Source organism: Curtobacterium sp. MCLR17_040, from assembly GCF_003234735.1.
Lineage (GTDB): Bacteria > Actinomycetota > Actinomycetes > Actinomycetales > Microbacteriaceae > Curtobacterium > Curtobacterium flaccumfaciens.
Window position 1 is genome coordinate 289768 of record NZ_QKTE01000001.1, and the last position, 15196, is coordinate 304963.

At 70.1% G+C, this 15196-nt stretch carries 16 protein-coding genes; 5 read left to right on the forward strand and 11 right to left on the reverse strand.

All coding sequences use genetic code 11. The annotated features are described in order from the left end of the window. Nucleotides 1–357: 357 nt before the first annotated feature. From DEJ01_RS01360 to DEJ01_RS01385, 6 genes are all read right to left on the reverse strand, one after another. Nucleotides 358–1053, reverse strand: a complete 696-nt coding sequence (locus tag DEJ01_RS01360) for an alpha/beta fold hydrolase (RefSeq protein ID WP_111046230.1) — start codon at nucleotides 1051–1053, stop codon at nucleotides 358–360. A 10-nt stretch (nucleotides 1054–1063) separates the two neighbouring features. Beyond that, nucleotides 1064–1489, reverse strand: coding sequence for a Fur family transcriptional regulator (locus tag DEJ01_RS01365; RefSeq protein ID WP_027464954.1), 426 nt, complete (start codon nucleotides 1487–1489; stop codon nucleotides 1064–1066). After that, nucleotides 1486–2424 carry a metal ABC transporter permease gene (locus DEJ01_RS01370; protein ID WP_071404908.1) on the reverse strand — a complete coding sequence of 313 codons (939 nt, stop codon included), beginning with the start codon at nucleotides 2422–2424 and terminating at the stop codon, nucleotides 1486–1488. The genes DEJ01_RS01365 and DEJ01_RS01370 overlap by 4 nt, the downstream gene beginning before the upstream one ends. Beyond that, entirely contained in the window at nucleotides 2424–3269 is an 846-nt protein-coding gene (locus DEJ01_RS01375; protein ID WP_051596603.1) for a metal ABC transporter ATP-binding protein, read from the reverse strand. Before DEJ01_RS01375 ends, DEJ01_RS01370 begins: the two co-directional genes overlap by 1 nt. Nucleotides 3270–3316: 47 nt before the next feature. After that, entirely contained in the window at nucleotides 3317–4228 is a 912-nt protein-coding gene (locus DEJ01_RS01380) for a metal ABC transporter solute-binding protein, Zn/Mn family (RefSeq protein ID WP_111092008.1), read from the reverse strand. Nucleotides 4229–4356: 128 nt separating this feature from the next. Continuing rightward, nucleotides 4357–5625: a PTS transporter subunit EIIC gene (locus DEJ01_RS01385; protein ID WP_071246249.1), complete on the reverse strand. Its 1269-nt coding sequence runs from the start codon at nucleotides 5623–5625 to the stop codon at nucleotides 4357–4359. A 178-nt stretch (nucleotides 5626–5803) separates the two neighbouring features. Between DEJ01_RS01385 and DEJ01_RS01390 the strand changes: the two genes are divergently transcribed. Next, entirely contained in the window at nucleotides 5804–6040 is a 237-nt protein-coding gene (locus DEJ01_RS01390) for a PTS transporter subunit EIIB (protein WP_017886464.1), read from the forward strand. Then, nucleotides 6037–6489 (forward strand): glucose PTS transporter subunit IIA, encoded by a 453-nt coding sequence (locus DEJ01_RS01395; protein ID WP_111092009.1) that lies wholly within the window; start codon nucleotides 6037–6039, stop codon nucleotides 6487–6489. The genes DEJ01_RS01390 and DEJ01_RS01395 overlap by 4 nt, the downstream gene beginning before the upstream one ends. Nucleotides 6490–6567: 78 nt before the next feature. On the opposite strand, the gene DEJ01_RS01400 is transcribed toward DEJ01_RS01395, so the two are convergent. After that, complete coding sequence (locus DEJ01_RS01400) at nucleotides 6568–7302, reverse strand: GntR family transcriptional regulator (RefSeq protein ID WP_017886466.1); 735 nt, start codon at nucleotides 7300–7302, stop codon at nucleotides 6568–6570. Between the two features lie 333 nt (nucleotides 7303–7635). Here DEJ01_RS01400 and DEJ01_RS01405 point away from each other — a divergent pair, with 333 nt between their 5' ends. The 3 genes from DEJ01_RS01405 to DEJ01_RS01415 all read left to right on the forward strand — a co-directional run bounded on the left by DEJ01_RS01405 (nucleotide 7636) and on the right by DEJ01_RS01415 (nucleotide 10627). After that, nucleotides 7636–7902, forward strand: coding sequence for a lactococcin 972 family bacteriocin (locus DEJ01_RS01405; protein ID WP_111092010.1), 267 nt, complete (start codon nucleotides 7636–7638; stop codon nucleotides 7900–7902). 62 nt (nucleotides 7903–7964) lie between these two features. Then, nucleotides 7965–9992: a hypothetical protein gene (locus DEJ01_RS01410; RefSeq protein WP_111092011.1), complete on the forward strand. Its 2028-nt coding sequence runs from the start codon at nucleotides 7965–7967 to the stop codon at nucleotides 9990–9992. Next, nucleotides 9989–10627 (forward strand): ABC transporter ATP-binding protein, encoded by a 639-nt coding sequence (locus DEJ01_RS01415; protein WP_111092012.1) that lies wholly within the window; start codon nucleotides 9989–9991, stop codon nucleotides 10625–10627. The genes DEJ01_RS01410 and DEJ01_RS01415 overlap by 4 nt, the downstream gene beginning before the upstream one ends. A 4-nt stretch (nucleotides 10628–10631) precedes the next feature. On the opposite strand, the gene DEJ01_RS01420 is transcribed toward DEJ01_RS01415, so the two are convergent. The 4 genes from DEJ01_RS01420 to DEJ01_RS01435 form a co-directional block, all read right to left on the reverse strand. Then, entirely contained in the window at nucleotides 10632–11213 is a 582-nt protein-coding gene (locus DEJ01_RS01420) for a GNAT family N-acetyltransferase (protein WP_111053910.1), read from the reverse strand. A gap of 139 nt (nucleotides 11214–11352) precedes the next feature. Then, nucleotides 11353–12951 carry a dihydrolipoamide acetyltransferase family protein gene (locus DEJ01_RS01425; RefSeq protein WP_111092013.1) on the reverse strand — a complete coding sequence of 533 codons (1599 nt, stop codon included), beginning with the start codon at nucleotides 12949–12951 and terminating at the stop codon, nucleotides 11353–11355. 41 nt (nucleotides 12952–12992) lie between these two features. Then, the gene (locus DEJ01_RS01430) at nucleotides 12993–13952 is read right to left on the reverse strand and encodes an alpha-ketoacid dehydrogenase subunit beta (RefSeq protein WP_071404980.1); all 960 of its coding nucleotides are present in this window, start codon (nucleotides 13950–13952) and stop codon (nucleotides 12993–12995) included. Between the two features lie 86 nt (nucleotides 13953–14038). Further along, nucleotides 14039–15175 (reverse strand): thiamine pyrophosphate-dependent dehydrogenase E1 component subunit alpha, encoded by a 1137-nt coding sequence (locus DEJ01_RS01435; RefSeq protein ID WP_071404900.1) that lies wholly within the window; start codon nucleotides 15173–15175, stop codon nucleotides 14039–14041. Nucleotides 15176–15196: the final 21 nt, after the last annotated feature.

The following is a 15196-nucleotide window of genomic DNA, read 5'->3' on the forward strand; positions in this document are numbered from 1 at the left end:
CCGGGGTGGCCGTGCGAGGGGGTTGTGTGCACCGCCCAGGTCCGCTTCCCCTGTCGAAGGAGAGCCGGACACCGCGCGACCGCGGCGTTCGCGACGGTCGGAGGGCTTGGAACAACGGGTCCGCCGCGCGGACGCGGAGAACCAGGGGTCCACGTTACGCGAGGACCGGGCGTGTCGCAAGCCGCGCCTCCAGGCCTGGAGGCCCGTGCCGGCCGACCGTCCCGCTCACGTGGCCCCGTTGGTCACCCCCACGGCGTTCGAGTGTGCAGAAGACGCCGGGTGCCGGAGGCGGACCCGACGTCTTCTGCTCAGTCGACGGCGACGCGCACTCGAGGCCGCGCGCTCGGCGCTGCGCGCCTACGGCGCCTGCGTCGGCTTGGGCGTCAGCGCCTGCACCATCAGCTCGCCGAGCTGCTGCGGCGCCGTGAACATCGGCCAGTGGCCCGTCTCGAGCCCGACGATGGAGAGCTCCTCGGTCGCGACGAGCTCCGCCGCCCAGGCCTGGTGGTCCGCCACCATCGCCAGCAGCTCTGCGGCGGGGATCTCGCAGGTGATGATCGTCGCCGGGATCGTGTGCCGTGCCGGGTCGGCGTAGTGGAACCGGTCCGACGGCACCGAGGCGGGCTCGGGGATCGCCCGGTGCTCGACGTCCTGCCGGACCTCGGGCGTCATGCCCCGGACGGTGGCGGGTTCCCAGATGTCCCACGACGGCAGCGGCACGACGCCGTCGACCACGGGCAGCTCGTCGTTGACGCACCCGCCCTCGGGCCCCGGGAACGTGTCGACGTAGAGCAGGTGCGCGACGAGCGACGGGCGCTGGTCGGCGGCCATGTACGCGATCGGCCCGGCACCCGAGTGTCCGGCGAGCACGACGGGTTCGTCGGCGGACGCGACGTCGTCCAGGATCGCGACCAACGCGGCGACCTGCTCGTCGAGCGTGTCGCCATCGCGCGTGACGGCCTGCACCGAGTGCCCGGCTTCCCGGAGCACCGGGGCGACGTCGTCCCACGCGCTCGCGTCGAGCCAGAACCCGGGGACCAGGATGACGTGCATGCGGGGCAGGTTACTCGTCGGTGGCGGCGGTCGCGCGGGCTGCCGTGCAGACGGCGCACTCGCCGAAGATGTCGACGACGTGACTGGCGTTGGTGAACCCGTTGGCGGCGGCGACGTCCTGCGCCCACTGCTCCACCGGGTCCGCCTCGATCTCGACGGTCCGGCCGCAGTTCCGGCAGATCAGGTGGTGGTGGTGCGCGTCCGTCGTGCACGCCCGGTACAGCGATTCACCGTCCTGCTGCAGCGAGTCGGCGTCGCCCTCTGTCGCCAGGTCGGCGAGCGCCCGGTAGACGGTGGCCAGACCGATGGTCGATCCCTCGTCCCGCAGGTGCTGGTGCAGCGCCTGCGCACTGACGAACCCCTCGGTCGAGTCGAGGGCTCCGCGCACCGCTTCGCGCTGCCACGTGTTCCGCTTGGTCTTCTGCACGGCGTTCATGCTGACACCTCTTCCTTCCGACCGGCTGTCGACGTCGTCCCTGCCTGGAGGCCCGGCTCGCCCCCGCCACGCTGGCTCCGGCCGGCGACGCGGTTGCGTCCCCGCTTGTCGCGTCGCGACCCGATGATCCGGCAGACCACCCAGATCGCGAACGAGATGGTCGTCACGTACGGGCTGATCGGCAGGCCGCCGCCCAGTGCGAGCAGGATGCCACCGACGACCGACGTCACCGCGAACACCGTCGACAGCACCGGCACGACGACCGGGTGCGAGCTGAGGCGCAGGGCAGCGGCCGCCGGGGTGACGAGCAGGGAGAGCACGAGCAACGCTCCGACGATCTGCACCGACACGGCGGTGGCCAGCCCGAGCACGAGCATGAACACGATCGCGAGGGTCCGCACCGGGATCCCCGCGGCCGCAGCCACGTCGGGATCGACCGAGGCGAACATCAGCGGGCGCCAGATGACGAGCAGCGTCGCCACGACGATCGCGGCGACCACGATCAGGAACGTCAGCTGCGGGTTGTCGACCGAGACGATCTGCCCGGTGAGCAGCCCGAACTTGTTGGCGGCCCGGCCCTTGTAGAGCGCCAGGCAGAGGATGCCGAGCCCGAGCCCGAACGGCATGAGGACGGCGATGATCGAGTTTCGTTCCCGGGCACGCGACCCGAGGAGACCGATGAGCAGGGCGGCGATGACCGACCCGACGAGCGATCCGGACACCACGTTCACCCCGAGCAGCAGCGAGGCGCTGGCCCCGGCGAACGAGAGCTCCGAGATGCCGTGCACGGCGAACGGCATGTTCCGGGCGACGACGAACGGGCCGATGAGGCCGCCGACGATGCCGAGCACCGCGCCGGCCCAGATCGAGTTCTGCACGAGCACGAGGAGCTCGCCGTAGTCCTGGAACGAGAAGACGGTCGACAGCAGGTCCATCAGATCCGCCCTTCGTCGGGCTGGTCGGCGTGCGGGTCGACCTCGCCCGGGTGGTGCTCGTGGGCCTCGTTGGCCCCGACGATGACGATGCGTCCCATGGTGCGGACGACGTCGACGGGCGTGCCGTACAGGTCGCTGAGCACGTCGGCACGCAGGACCTCGTCTGGTGAACCGATCCGGAACCGACCGCCGGCGATGTAGAGGACCCGGTCGACGACGTCGAGGATCGGGTTGACGTCGTGCGTCACGAAGAGCACGGCGGCCTCGCGCTGCCGGCGCTCGCGGTCGATGAGCTCGGTGATCCCGCGCTGGTGCCGCAGGTCGAGCGAGATGAGGGGTTCGTCGCACAGCAGCAGGGCGGGGTCGGCTGCGATGGCCTGCCCGACGCGGGTGCGCTGCTGCTCGCCGCCGGAGAGCTCGGCGACGGGGGCGTCCGCGAAGGCGGTGGCGCCGACCTCGTCGAGGACCCGGTCGATGCGCATCCGGTCGGCCTTCGACGCACGTCGGATGCCCCACCGGTGCCCGGTCACGCCCTGGGCGATCATGTCCCGCGCGCGTAGGGGCGTCCCCGCCTCCATCAGGCGCTGCTGCGGGATGTAGCCGATCTTCCGGTGGCCGCGGTGCACCGGCTGCCCGAGGAACGACATCGTGCCGCTCGTGAGCCGCTGCTGCCCGAGGACGGTGCGGAGCAGTGAGGTCTTGCCGGCGCCGTTCGGGCCGAGGACCGCGACGAACTCCCCCGGCGCGAGGTCGAGGTCGAGGCCCGCCCAGAGCTTCCGGGCGCCGTACGACAACCCGGCGTCGCGGAGCGCGAGGACCGGACGGGCCGCAGCCCGGTCGTCCACCGTGGTGGTCGCCGGGCTGGGGGTCGCCGCTGCTGCGGTCGAGGTCGTCACTTCTGGAGCGCTGCCTTCACCGCGTCGATGTTCGCCTGCTGCCACGAGACGTAATCCTGCCCCTTGGGGAGCGTCTCCGTGACACCGACGACGGGGATGTCGTTCTGCTCGGCCGCCTTCTGGACCTGCTCGGTCTCGGGGCTGGACGCCTGGTTGTTGTAGGCGAGGAGCTGCACGCGCTTGCCGGTGAACAGCGCGAGGGTGTCGCGGAGGTCCGCCGGCGGGACGTCGTCGCCTTCCTCGATGGCCTCGGAGAAGTCCGGCGGGGTCTCGTTCTCGAGCCCCATGGCGTCGAACAGGTACCCGGGCACCGGCTCCGTGTACGCCACCTTGTCGCCGGAGTCCTGCTTCTTGACGGCGTCGGTCTGGGACTCGAGGTCTTCGAGCTTGGTGGTGAGTGTGGCGGCGTTCTTCTCGAAGGCGTCCTTGCCGCTCTCGTCGAGCGCACTGAGGTCCTTCGTGACCGCCTCGACCAGCTTCACCATCGTCGGGTAGCTGTAGAAGACGTGCTCGTTGAACTCGGCGCTGCCGCCCTTGTCGAGGCCGGAGAGCTTCACGACGTTGATCGTGTCCGCCTTGGTGTCCGAGGCGTTCGCGAGCGTCGTCATGAAGTCGTCGTACCCGCCACCGTTCTCGATGAGCAGGTCGGCCTTGGAGACGGAGAGCTGCGTGCGGGCGCTCGACTCGAACGAGTGCGGGTCCTGCGACGGGTCGCTCAGGATGCTCGTCACGGTGACGGCGTCGCCACCGATGGTCTTGACGATCGAGCCGTAGACGTTGGTGGAGGCGACGACGTTGACCGTGGCGTCACCGCTGGCCTCCCCCGAGGCGGACGAGGTGGCGCACCCGGTCAGGGCGAGCGCGGCGGCGCCGGCGACGAGCGGGAGGGCGAGGAGGCGGTTGCGCATGGCACGACGCTAACGCCTACTGATAACGATTGTCAAAACCGCTATGAGGGCTCTCAGCGCGACCCGGAGACGGACGGGAGGCCCGGTGCCAGCTGGCACCGGGCCTCCCGTCATGGAGACGCTCGCGTCTACGGCTTGGTGGCCGCGTCGATCGTGTTCTCGGCGATCGTGTCCTCTTCACGGCCGGGCGTGCGGAGGTTCCACTTCTTGATCACGAAACTGAACAGGAAGTAGTACACGACCGCGTAGCCGAGGCCGATCGGGATGAGCCAGATCGCCCCGTCCGCCTTGCCGAAGTTCAGCACGTAGTCGATCGCACCGGCCGAGAACGAGAACCCGTCGTGGATCCCGAGGGCGTTCACCAGGGCGAGCGAGGTACCCGTGAGCACCGCGTGGATCACGTAGAGCGGGAACGCGACGAACATGAACGAGTACTCGAGCGGCTCGGTGATGCCCGTGACGAACGAGGTCAGCGCGGCGGAGATCATGATGCCGCCGACGAGCTTGCGGTTCTGCGGCTTGGCGTTGCGCCAGATCGCCAGGGCACCGGCGGGCAGCGCGAACATCATGATCGGGAAGAAGCCGGTCTGGAAGATGCCGGCGGTCGGGTCGCCGTTGAGGAAGCGTGCGATGTCGCCGTGGTAGATCACGCCGTCCGCGCCGGTGAAGCTGCCGAGCTGGAACCACGGGAAGAAGTTGAGCAGCTGGTGCAGCCCGATCGGGATGAGCATGCGGTTCACGAAGCCGAAGATGCCGCCACCGATCACGGCGTTGTCGGCCACGGCCGTACCCGCCGCGGTCAGCGCGATGTCGAAGTAGCGGTACACGAACGACATCGCGACGGCGATGACGAGACCCGCGACCGCGGTGAGGATGGGGACGAGGCGACGGCCCGAGAAGAACCCGAGGAAGTCGGGCATCTTCGTGCGGTGGAACTTCTCCCACATGACCGCGGAGACGAGCCCCATCACGATGCCGCCGAGCACCCCGAAGTTGATCATCGCCTGGTCGCCGTTGGCGTCCTTCACACCGTCGAGGACGATCGGCGACATCACCTTCCAGACCTCGAACATGACCATGTAACCGACGACCGCCGCGAGCGCGGTGGTGCCGTCGGACTTCTTCGCCCAGCCGATCGCGATGCCCACTGCGAAGAGCAGCGGCAGCCAGTTGAAGACACCGTTTCCGGCCGCCGAGATGACTCCGGCCCACTGGCCGAAGCCGGGGATCGCCCCGAGGAGGTCGGGCTGGCCGATGCGGAGCAGGATGCCCGCCGCAGGCATGACCGCGATCGGCAGGAGCAGGCTCCGTCCGAGGCGCTGGGCCTGTGCGAACAGCCGTGACTGCTTCTTCGGCTTCTTCTTCTCCGGCACATCCGTGGCAGTGGTGGCGCTCATCGGAGGTCCTCTCGTCATTGGGTGGAGCTGTCGGGGTGAGTTGAGTCGTGCAGCCAGCGCAGGTAACCTCGGCGGTGTCGCCAGGTCCGGTCCTGTCCGGTCATGACCAGTTCCGTAGTCTGATCCGAGAGCGGTCCGGTGTCAACCTGCGATGCAAACCCTTAACGAGGAGGAAACGATGGCCGACATCAAGGCAGCCGACATCATCGCCGCACTCGGCGGTGCCGAGAACATCGAAGAGGTCGAGGGCTGCATCACGCGCCTCCGCGTCGAGGTCGAGGACGGGGACCTGGTCGACAAGGCCGCCCTGCAGGCAGCCGGAGCCCAGGCCGTCGTCGGTGGCGGCACCGGCTGGCAGGTCATCGTCGGCACGGTCGCCGACAACCTCGCCCAGGACATCCAGGACGAACTGTGACCGTCGTCCGCACCCCGTTCGGCGGCCCGGTCGTCGCCCTCGCCGACGTGCCCGACCCGGTGTTCGCCGGACAGCTGGTCGGCGCCGGCGTCGCGGTCGACCCGACGGGCGTCGAGGGTGCGATCACCGCGGTGGCCCCGGTCGACGGCACCATCGTCAAGCTGCACCCGCACGCGTTCGCCCTGCAGGGCGCCGCTGGCACCGACGTCCTGGTGCACGTCGGCATCGACACCGTGAAGCTCTCCGGCGAGGGCTTCGAGCTCCTCACGACCGAGGGCGACACCGTCACCGCCGGTGACCCCGTCGTCCGGTTCACCCCCTCGGTGATCACAGCAGCCGGGTACTCGCCGATCTGCCCGGTCGTCGTGCTCGGTTCGACGCCGGACAGTGTCGACCAGGGGACGGTCGGCACCACGGTGCTCGACGGCGACACCCTCTTCGAGGTCTAGGGCCACTTCCCCCTTCGAGAGCGACTGTGTACTGCGGAACACCCGCAGCGCACAGTCGCTTTCGTGTTGTCGGGCGGACTACGCGACCGCGGGGGTCGCGGTGACCTCCATCTGCACGCGGTAGCGGTCCGATCGGTACCAGCTGCGGGTGTGCTCCACGGGTCGTTCCCCCGCGTACGACACCCGGTCGAACTCGAGGACCGGTGCTCCAGTCTTCGTCCCGAGCAGGGTCGCGACGTCGTCGGCCGCCGGGTTCGCCGCGACGGTCTGCTGCGCGCGGTCGATCGGGGTGCCGTACTCCGTGGCGATGATCGAGTACACCGACCCCGACAGGTCGTGGTCGAGCAGGCCCGGGAACGCGTCGGCTACGAGCCAGGCGTCGTCGATCGACACCGGGGCGCCGTCGGCCATCCGCAGGCGCTTCACGTGGAAGGCCGGCACGTCCGGGTCGATCCGCAGGGCTGCGGCGGTGTCGGCCGGCGGTACCCGCTCTTCGCGCACGAGCACCACGGTGGTCGGCTCGTGCCCCATCGCCCGCATCTCCTCGGTGAACGAGGCGAGGTGCAGCGTCGACTGCACGGGCCGGTGCGCGACGAAGGTGCCCTTGCCGCGGACGCGCTCCAGGTACCCCTCGTTGACCAGCTGCCCGAGGGCTTCCCGCACGGTGATCCGCGAGACGCCGTACTCGGCGATGAGCTGCCGTTCGGACGGGATCGCAGCACCGGGAGCCAGTCGCGTGGTGACGAGGTCGAGCAGGATGCGCCGCAGCTGCTGGTGCTTCGGTTCGGCACCCTCGGTGATGCGGCTCGTCATGCGTCCCTCGTGCTCCGTTGCTGGTCCTGGGCGGTGGTCATGCGCGGACATGACCAGTGCCCATCACAGTAGCGAGTCAGGCCGGGAAGACCAACGTCGGGCATCTCGGTCTCTGTGGAACATGCATTTCAGATTCTTGACATCAGTACTGCACCGCTGCCACGATCGGTCGAGCCTCATCGGGGGGGCACATGGGAGGAAACAGTCATGCACAAGTCCAGAACGAAGATGCTCGTCGGCCTCGGTCTCACCGTCGGCCTGATCACGGGCACTGCGACGGCGGCATCAGCTGCGCAGTTCGAGGTCATGGGATCAGGGTAGGAAGCCGGCGGAGTGGCCGTCGCTGCGTCCGGCGCAAGTGCGAGCGGTGAGACCAGCGGCATCGGTACCGACAACGACGGCGGGGGCGGGAGCTTCTGGCAGTGGGGCGTCGGCAAGGACGACACCTGGTCGAACTACTTCCGCGAGAAGCGGTGCCACGGCGCGACCGCGGTCGGCAAGAAGTCGAAGCGCGTCACGAACGTGCCAGGCGGCCGGTACGCGATGGCGATGACACCGAAGGCGCGCAGCGGCAACAAGGCGTACTACCACAACTGCTGAGACCGGGAGCGGGCGGTCCGAGAGACCGTCCGCTCCGGCTCACGCTCGCCGCAAGGGGGACCATGAACATCCGATCGGTGACGCTCGCCTACCTCGTCCCGCCCCTCCTGGCTGCCGTCCTGGGCTTCATCGGCCTGGTGCAGGTCAGTGAAGCCGGCATCGTGGGCGCCTCGTCCGTGGTGACCGCTGCCGCCGGTGCTGAGACCGGATCGAACCAGCGGGTCGCGACCGCACTCGAGCAGGTCGCCGAGGCCGAGCACACGACGATCGCACGGGTGGTGGCGGACCGCGAAGCTCCGACGACGCGGCGCGTGGCGCTCGTCACCGACGCGCCCTCGAGCCGCGGTGCCGGCTGGCTCCTCGACGGGTACGAGGACTTCACGAGGTCGATGGCCACCACCGTCCGTCCGATGTCGGAACTCGACCAGTTCGACCCGACCGGCTCGTACTCGGTCTTCGGGGACGACGACGCTCGGCGAGCCGTCGTGAGCGCACTGACAGACGCCGGGTACGAGGTCAGCGTGGAGCGCGTGCCGCTCCTGCAACGCATCGGCGTCACCGACGGCTTGGATCAGACCTTGGCCCTGGTCGGAGCACTCGTCTCGGGATGCGTGGCGCTCTGCCTGATGACGACCGTCGGGGCCCCTCGCCGCAGCGCAGTCCGCCGACTGCACGGAGACACCACAGCCGCCATCGTCATCCAGGAGCTGGTTGAGCTCCGGACCGCCGTGCTCGTCATCGCCATCGGAGCACCCGTCGCCGGCATCGGGCTCTGGTTCTACAACGGGCTCGCTTCGGCGGCGACCCTCGCCGCCGCGATCTCGGTGTTCTGCGTGGGGCTGCTCGTTCCGGTCGTCGTCGCGCACACGATCGGCTCGGTGGTCGCGTGTCGACAGCCGTTGGCTGGCGCACTTCGGGGCGCTCGACCAGCGGGCGCGCTCCTGCTCGTCGCACAGATCGCACGGGTGCCCGCGCTGCTGTTGCTCGTCGCGGCCGTCTTCGAACTGACCGGGGCGGTGACCACCGCGCGACAGGGAACGGCAGAACGGGATCTTCGGGCGGCCGGCGAAACCGTCCAGCTCTGGGTCACCCCTGATCCCCGCCCGGTCGAGGAGCAGGCCTACTGGGACCGCATCGGTGACTTCGCCGGCGGGGCACTCGAGCGGCGTGATGCGTTCCTCGCCGCTGCGGTCGAGGTGCCGAGTGGCCGAGGGAAGTCGACGGTTCCTGCGCTCGTCGTCGACCAGGGCTACCTAGCCCTGCAGGACGTCCGTTCCGAGGACGGGGCACGCATCACTACCGACGGCGCGGAGATCGCCGTGTGGATGCCTGCCGACAGTGACCTCTCCCGCGAGCGGCTCGTCGAGGGTCTGACCGACTGGCAGTTGCGGGATGCACCCGACGCCCTCCTCGAGCACGTCACCGGCGGCACGCTGGCCCGCCAGCAGGTCTACTCGTACCCGGACGACGCGTCGTCGCGCGCGTGGCTCGACGATGCCGTGATCGTGGTCGTCCCCACGCCGGTCGACGTCTTCTCGGCCGATGAACTCGGATCGTGGTTGTCGACCGGAGACGTCGTCTTCACGTCCCGTGCTGCCGCTGAGCGGTCGATCGGCGCGTCGGGCCTCCGCGCCGAGTTCAGCGCGGTCGTCGCGGTGGGTCAGTCTGCGGCGGAACAGGCACGGCACGCAGCGACGACCGTGGCGATCGGGACGGGCACCCTGGTCAGCACCCTCGCTGTCAGCGTCATGCTCGGGATGGTCGCCACGATCGCGCACCGACGCCGTCACGGCCGTGCGCTGTTCGCGAAGTTCACCAGTGGCGTCTCGCCCGTCCGCACCGATGCTGGCCTGCTGACGATCGAAGCCGGTCTGGTCTCGATCTCCGTCATCGCCGTCGTCAACACCTGGTGGTCGCAACGCCCGGACGGGAGCGGTCTCAGATCGGCGCTCGACCCGGTCGCGCAGTCGGCCGGAGTCGCCGGGGCGATCGCACTCGTGGCGCTCGCGGCGGTGAGCGCCACGAGCCTCGTCGTCATGGCCGTCACGGCACGGAGCACTGCACGCAACCGAGGGAACGGATCACGATGATCGAGGTACGGAACGCATCGAAGCGTCGCGGAGGCCGCGCGCTGTGGCACGACCTGTCGTTCGAGGTGACGGGCGGAGAGATCGTCGGCTTGGTCGGGCCGAGCGGCTGCGGGAAGTCGACGCTGCTCGACTGTGTCGGGCACGTCGATGCGCTCGACGGCGGCACGATCCGGATCAACGGAGAGTCGGCGAGCTCGAACGAGCGGCGGGCACGACTGATCCGGCGGCGCCACCTCGGGTACCTGTTCCAGGACTTCGGGTTGGTACCCGACATGACGGTCCAGTCGAACGTCGACGTGGTTCGCCTGCCGGACGGACGGCGCAGACACCGAGGCATCCGGACGGGTGAGGCCCTGGGCCGTGTCGGTCTGGCCGGACGCGGAACGGACCGCATCCACGAACTCAGCGGCGGCGAGCAGCAACGGGTCGCGATGGCGCGGCTCCTGGTGAAGCGTCCGTCGGTCATCCTCGCCGACGAGCCGACGAGTGCCCTTGACGACGGCAACGCCGCGATGGTGCTCGACCTGCTGGACGAGCTGGCGGCCGACGGAGCGGCCGTCCTGATCGCGACACACTCGTCATCGGTCGAAGCGCGCGCCGCACGGAGCATCACGCTCGGCGGACCCGCTCGCTGACGGGTCAGGCGTTGGCGACGAGCCAGGCGAACTGCTCGTCGGAGAGCAGCCGATCGGTCCAGACCTGCCCCTCGACGCCGGCGGCCGCACGGTTCTGCGCGGCGGGAGCCCCCTGCCACACCAGCGACAGCCCGGCACGACGCAGCACGGCTGCAGAAGCAGGGTTGTTCGTGAGCACCCGGCCGGTCACCGGGACGTCCGGAGCGGTGTCGGCGGCGGCACGCACGGCAGCGAGGGCGATCTCGGACGCGAAGCCCTGCCCCCATGCCGCGGGCGCCAGGCGGTAGCCGAGGTTCCAGACCCCACCGGCGGTCATGTCGACCCCGCCCACACCGACGAAGGCGTGGTCGGAGGCGCTGCGGACCGCCCAGGACCCGAGGCCGTGGCGTGCACGGCCGCCGATCTTGCGCTGCACCATGTCCACGCTCGAACTCCGCGCCACGTGCCGACCCGTGGGCAGGTGCTGCCACGTGCGGGCGTCCGAGAAGAGCGTGTGCACGTCGTCGATGTCTGCCGGGGTCAGCGGGGTGAGCAGGAGGCGATCCGTTCGGATCTCCTGCGAGGGGGTCAGGAGCTGGTGGACCATGCACCGATCATGCCGCCGACCCCCGACATCCGTGTGAACACCACGCGACGTTTGCGGAAGCCCGCAGATGGTGAGCAGGAATGGTCGAGTGGCTCGAAGCAACCCGACCACTTCTGCTCACGAAGCGGAACGACCGGCACTAGTCGAGCAGGAGCGCGGGCTCCTCGAGCACCGAGGCGACGTCGTGCACGAAGCGGGACGCCACGTCACCGTCGACGACCCGGTGGTCGAACGAGGCACCGATGGTCGTCACCATGCGCGAACGGACCTCGCCGTCGACGACCCACGGCTTCGGCTTGATCGTGCCCATGGCGACGATCGCGACCTCGCCGGGGTTGAGGATCGGGGTCCCGGTGTCCATGCCGAACACACCGATGTTCGTGATCGACACCGTGCCGTTCGCCATCTGCTTCGGCGTGGTCTTGCCGTCGCGGGCGGTCAGGGTGAGCTCTTCGAGCGCCTGCGCCAGCTCGAGCAGCGACATGTCCTGCGCGTCCTTGATGTTCGGCACGATGAGCCCCCGCGGGGTCGCCGCGGCGATGCCGAGGTTCACGAAGTGGTGGACGATGATCTCTCGGTCGGTCCAGGTCGAGTTCACCGAGCGGTTCCGGCGGACGGCCCAGATGACGGCCTTCGCGACGATGAGCAGCGGCGAGACCTTGACGCCGGCGAACGTCGGCGAGGCCTTGAGGCGCTTGACGAACTCCATCGTGTGGGTCGCGTCGACGTCGACGAACAGCGACACGTGCGGTGCCGTGAACGCGGACGTGGTCATCGCGGTGGCGATGGCCTTGCGGACGCCCTTGACCGGGATCGTCTCGCTGCGGACCTCACCCCACTCGGGCGTCTCGATGTTCCGGAAGACGCTGGCCTGCTTCGCGTGCCGGATGACGTCGTCACGGGTGACCTCGCCGGCCAGACCGGTCGCGACGATCTCGGTCAGTTCGACGGCGAGGTCCTTCGCGAGCTTCCGGATCGGCGGCTTCGCCAGCACGTTGGTCGCAGTGCTCTGCTTGTGCGCGGAGCCCGTCCCGAGGGCGCTGATCGCCTCGGCGGTGCTCTCCTCGCCCGGGTCGACGGAGGCTTCGGCCGCCGCGGCGGTGTCCACACTGGAGGCGCGGCTCGCCTCGGCCGCGAGCGCTGCGGCCCGGCGGGCGCCCGGCTTGCGACGGGAGGGCGACGAGGTCGCCGAGCCGTAGCCGACGAGGACGGCACCGGAGGACTCGTCGGTGCCCTGGACGGTCGCGTCGACGGCGACCGGCTGCACCGGCGCCGCCGGTGCAGGCGCAGCAGCGGGGGTCGGCGCCGCTGCGACCGGAGCGGGGGCAGCAGCGCGCGCCGGAGCGGGCGGGGTCTGCGCGACCGGGGCCGACGGGGCGGCAAGGGCCGGCGGGGTGGACGCGACCATGGGCGAGACCGGGGCGGTCTGGGCGACGGGCGCCGCGCCTCCAGGCTGTTCCGCAGGCGGCGTGAGGGCCGCACCGGAGGCGACCGACGCGTCCGAGTCGACACGGATGATCGGCTTGCCGACCTCGACCGTGTCACCCTCGGACACGAGCAGGCCCGTGACGGTGCCGGCGAACGGCGACGGCAGCTCGACGAGCGACTTCGCGGTCTCGATCTCGACGAGCACCTGGTCGACGGCGATCTCGTCCCCGATCGCGACGCGCCACTGCACGATCTCGGCCTCGGTGAGACCTTCACCCACGTCGGGCAGGGGGAATTCGGCGGCGGCCACTACGGCTCCTTCGCGGATCTGGTCGTGCTCGGTCGGACGGGTCAGTAGGCGAGGGCGCGGTCGACGGCCTCGAGGATGCGGTCGGCATCCGGCAGGTGCAGGTGCTCGAGCTTCGAGACCGGGAACGGCACGTCGAAGCCGGAGACCCGCAGCGGCGGTGCCTGCATCGTGTAGAACGCCCGCTCGGCGACGGTCGCGGCGATCTCGCTGCCGACGCTGACGAAGCCCGAGGCCTCTTGTGCGATGACCAGGCGACCGGTCTTGCGGACGGAGGCGAGCAGCGGCTCCCAGTCGATCGGCGAGATCGAGCGGAGGTCGATGACCTCGCAGCTGGTGCCCTCGGCCTCGGCGATGTCCGCCGCCTGCATCAGGGTGGCGACCATGGCGCCGTGCCCGACCAGGGTGACCTCGGTGCCGGTGCGGGCGACGCGGGTGGTGTGCATCGGGACGTGGCCGTCGACCAGGTCCACCTGGCCCTTGGGCCAGTAGCGGGACTTCGGCTCGAGGAAGATCACCGGGTCCTTCGACGCGATGGCCTCCTGGATCATCCAGTAGGCGTCGTTCGGGGTGCTCGGGCTGACGACCCGCAGGCCCGGGGTGTGCGCGAAGTACGCCTCGGGGGACTCCTGGTGGTGCTCCACGGCGCCGATGTGGCCGCCGTAGGGGATGCGGATGACGACGGGCAGCGACATGTGTGCCGGCAGGCGGTTCGCCATCTTCGCGAGCTGCGAGGTGATCTGGTCGAAGCCGGGCCACACGAAGCCGTCGAACTGGATCTCGACGACCGGGCGGTAGCCGCGCAGGGCGAGGCCGATCGCGGTGCCGATGATGCCGGCCTCGGCGAGCGGGGTGTCCCGCACGCGCTCGGCGCCGAAGCGGTCCTGCAGGCCCTCGGTGATGCGGAAGACGCCGCCCAGCTGGCCGATGTCCTCGCCCATCAGCAGGACCTTGTCGTCCGCTTCCATGGCCGCGGCGAGCCCGGCGTTGAGGGCCTTGGCCATCGGCAGGGTCGGGGTGGGGTCGCTCGGGACCTCGCCGGCGCCCGGGTGGGAGCGCAGCGTGTAGTCGAAGAGCTGCTCGGTGGTGCTCATGCGTGGGCGCCCCCTTCGAAGCCGGCCTCGTACTGGGCGAGCCAGGCCTTCTGCTCGGTGATCCGCGGGTGCGGTTCGCGGTACACGTTGTCGAACATGACGTCGACGGACGGTGCGGTCAGGGCGACGGTGCGGCGTCGGACGTCGGCGGCGATGTCCTCGCCCTCTTCGTCGAACGCGGCGAACTGCTCGTCCGTCGCACCCTTCGAGCGCAGGTACGCCTCGGACCGGACGATCGGGTCGCGCAGGACCCACTCCTCGAGCTCGCCGTCGGCGCGGTACCGGCTCGGGTCGTCGGAGCTGGTGTGCGCACCGATGCGGTAGGTGTCGGCCTCGATGAAGGCCGGGCCCTGGCCGCTGCGGGCGTGCTCGGTCGCGACGACCGAGGCCGTGTAGGAGGCGAGGATGTCGTTGCCGTCGATCAGGACGCTCGGGATCCCGAAGCCGCGCGGGCGGTCGACGAGCGGCGTCGGGGACTGCACCGACACCGGCACCGAGATGGCCCAGTGGTTGTTCTGCAGGAAGAAGACGACCGGCGCCTTGGTCGACGCGGAGAACACGAAGGCCTCGTTCACGTCGCCCTGGCTGGTGGCGCCGTCGCCGAAGTAGACGATCGAGCAGGCGTCGCGGTCCGGGTCGCCCGTGCCGACGTCGCCGTCGAGCTTCTGGCCGAGCGCGTACCCGGTGGCGTGCAGGGTCTGCGAGCCGATCACCAGGGTGGAGATGTGCGTGTTGCCGCGCTGGTCCGGGTCCCACCCGCCGTGGGTCTGCCCGCGGTACATCGCGATGATCTCCATCGGCTCGACGCCGCGGTGCATCGTGACGGCGTGCTCGCGGTAGGACGGGAACACGTGGTCCTGGGCGCGCAGGGCGAAGGCCGAGCCGGTCTGTGCCGCCTCTTGCCCGTGGCTGGGCACCCACAGGCCGAGCTGGCCGGTGCGCTGGAGGTTGTGGCCGGCGTGGTCGAACCGACGGGTGAGCACCATGCGGCGGTGCATCGCCAGCAGGGTCTCGTCGGGGATCGCCCGCGCGGCGGCGGCGAACTCGGCGTTCTCGTCGGTCTCCACGAACCGACCCTCGGGGTCGAGGAGCCGGACGGTGGTCGTCGCGGGAGCCGCGGCGCGGAATGACATGCGGGCCAGCGTAGCGCCAGG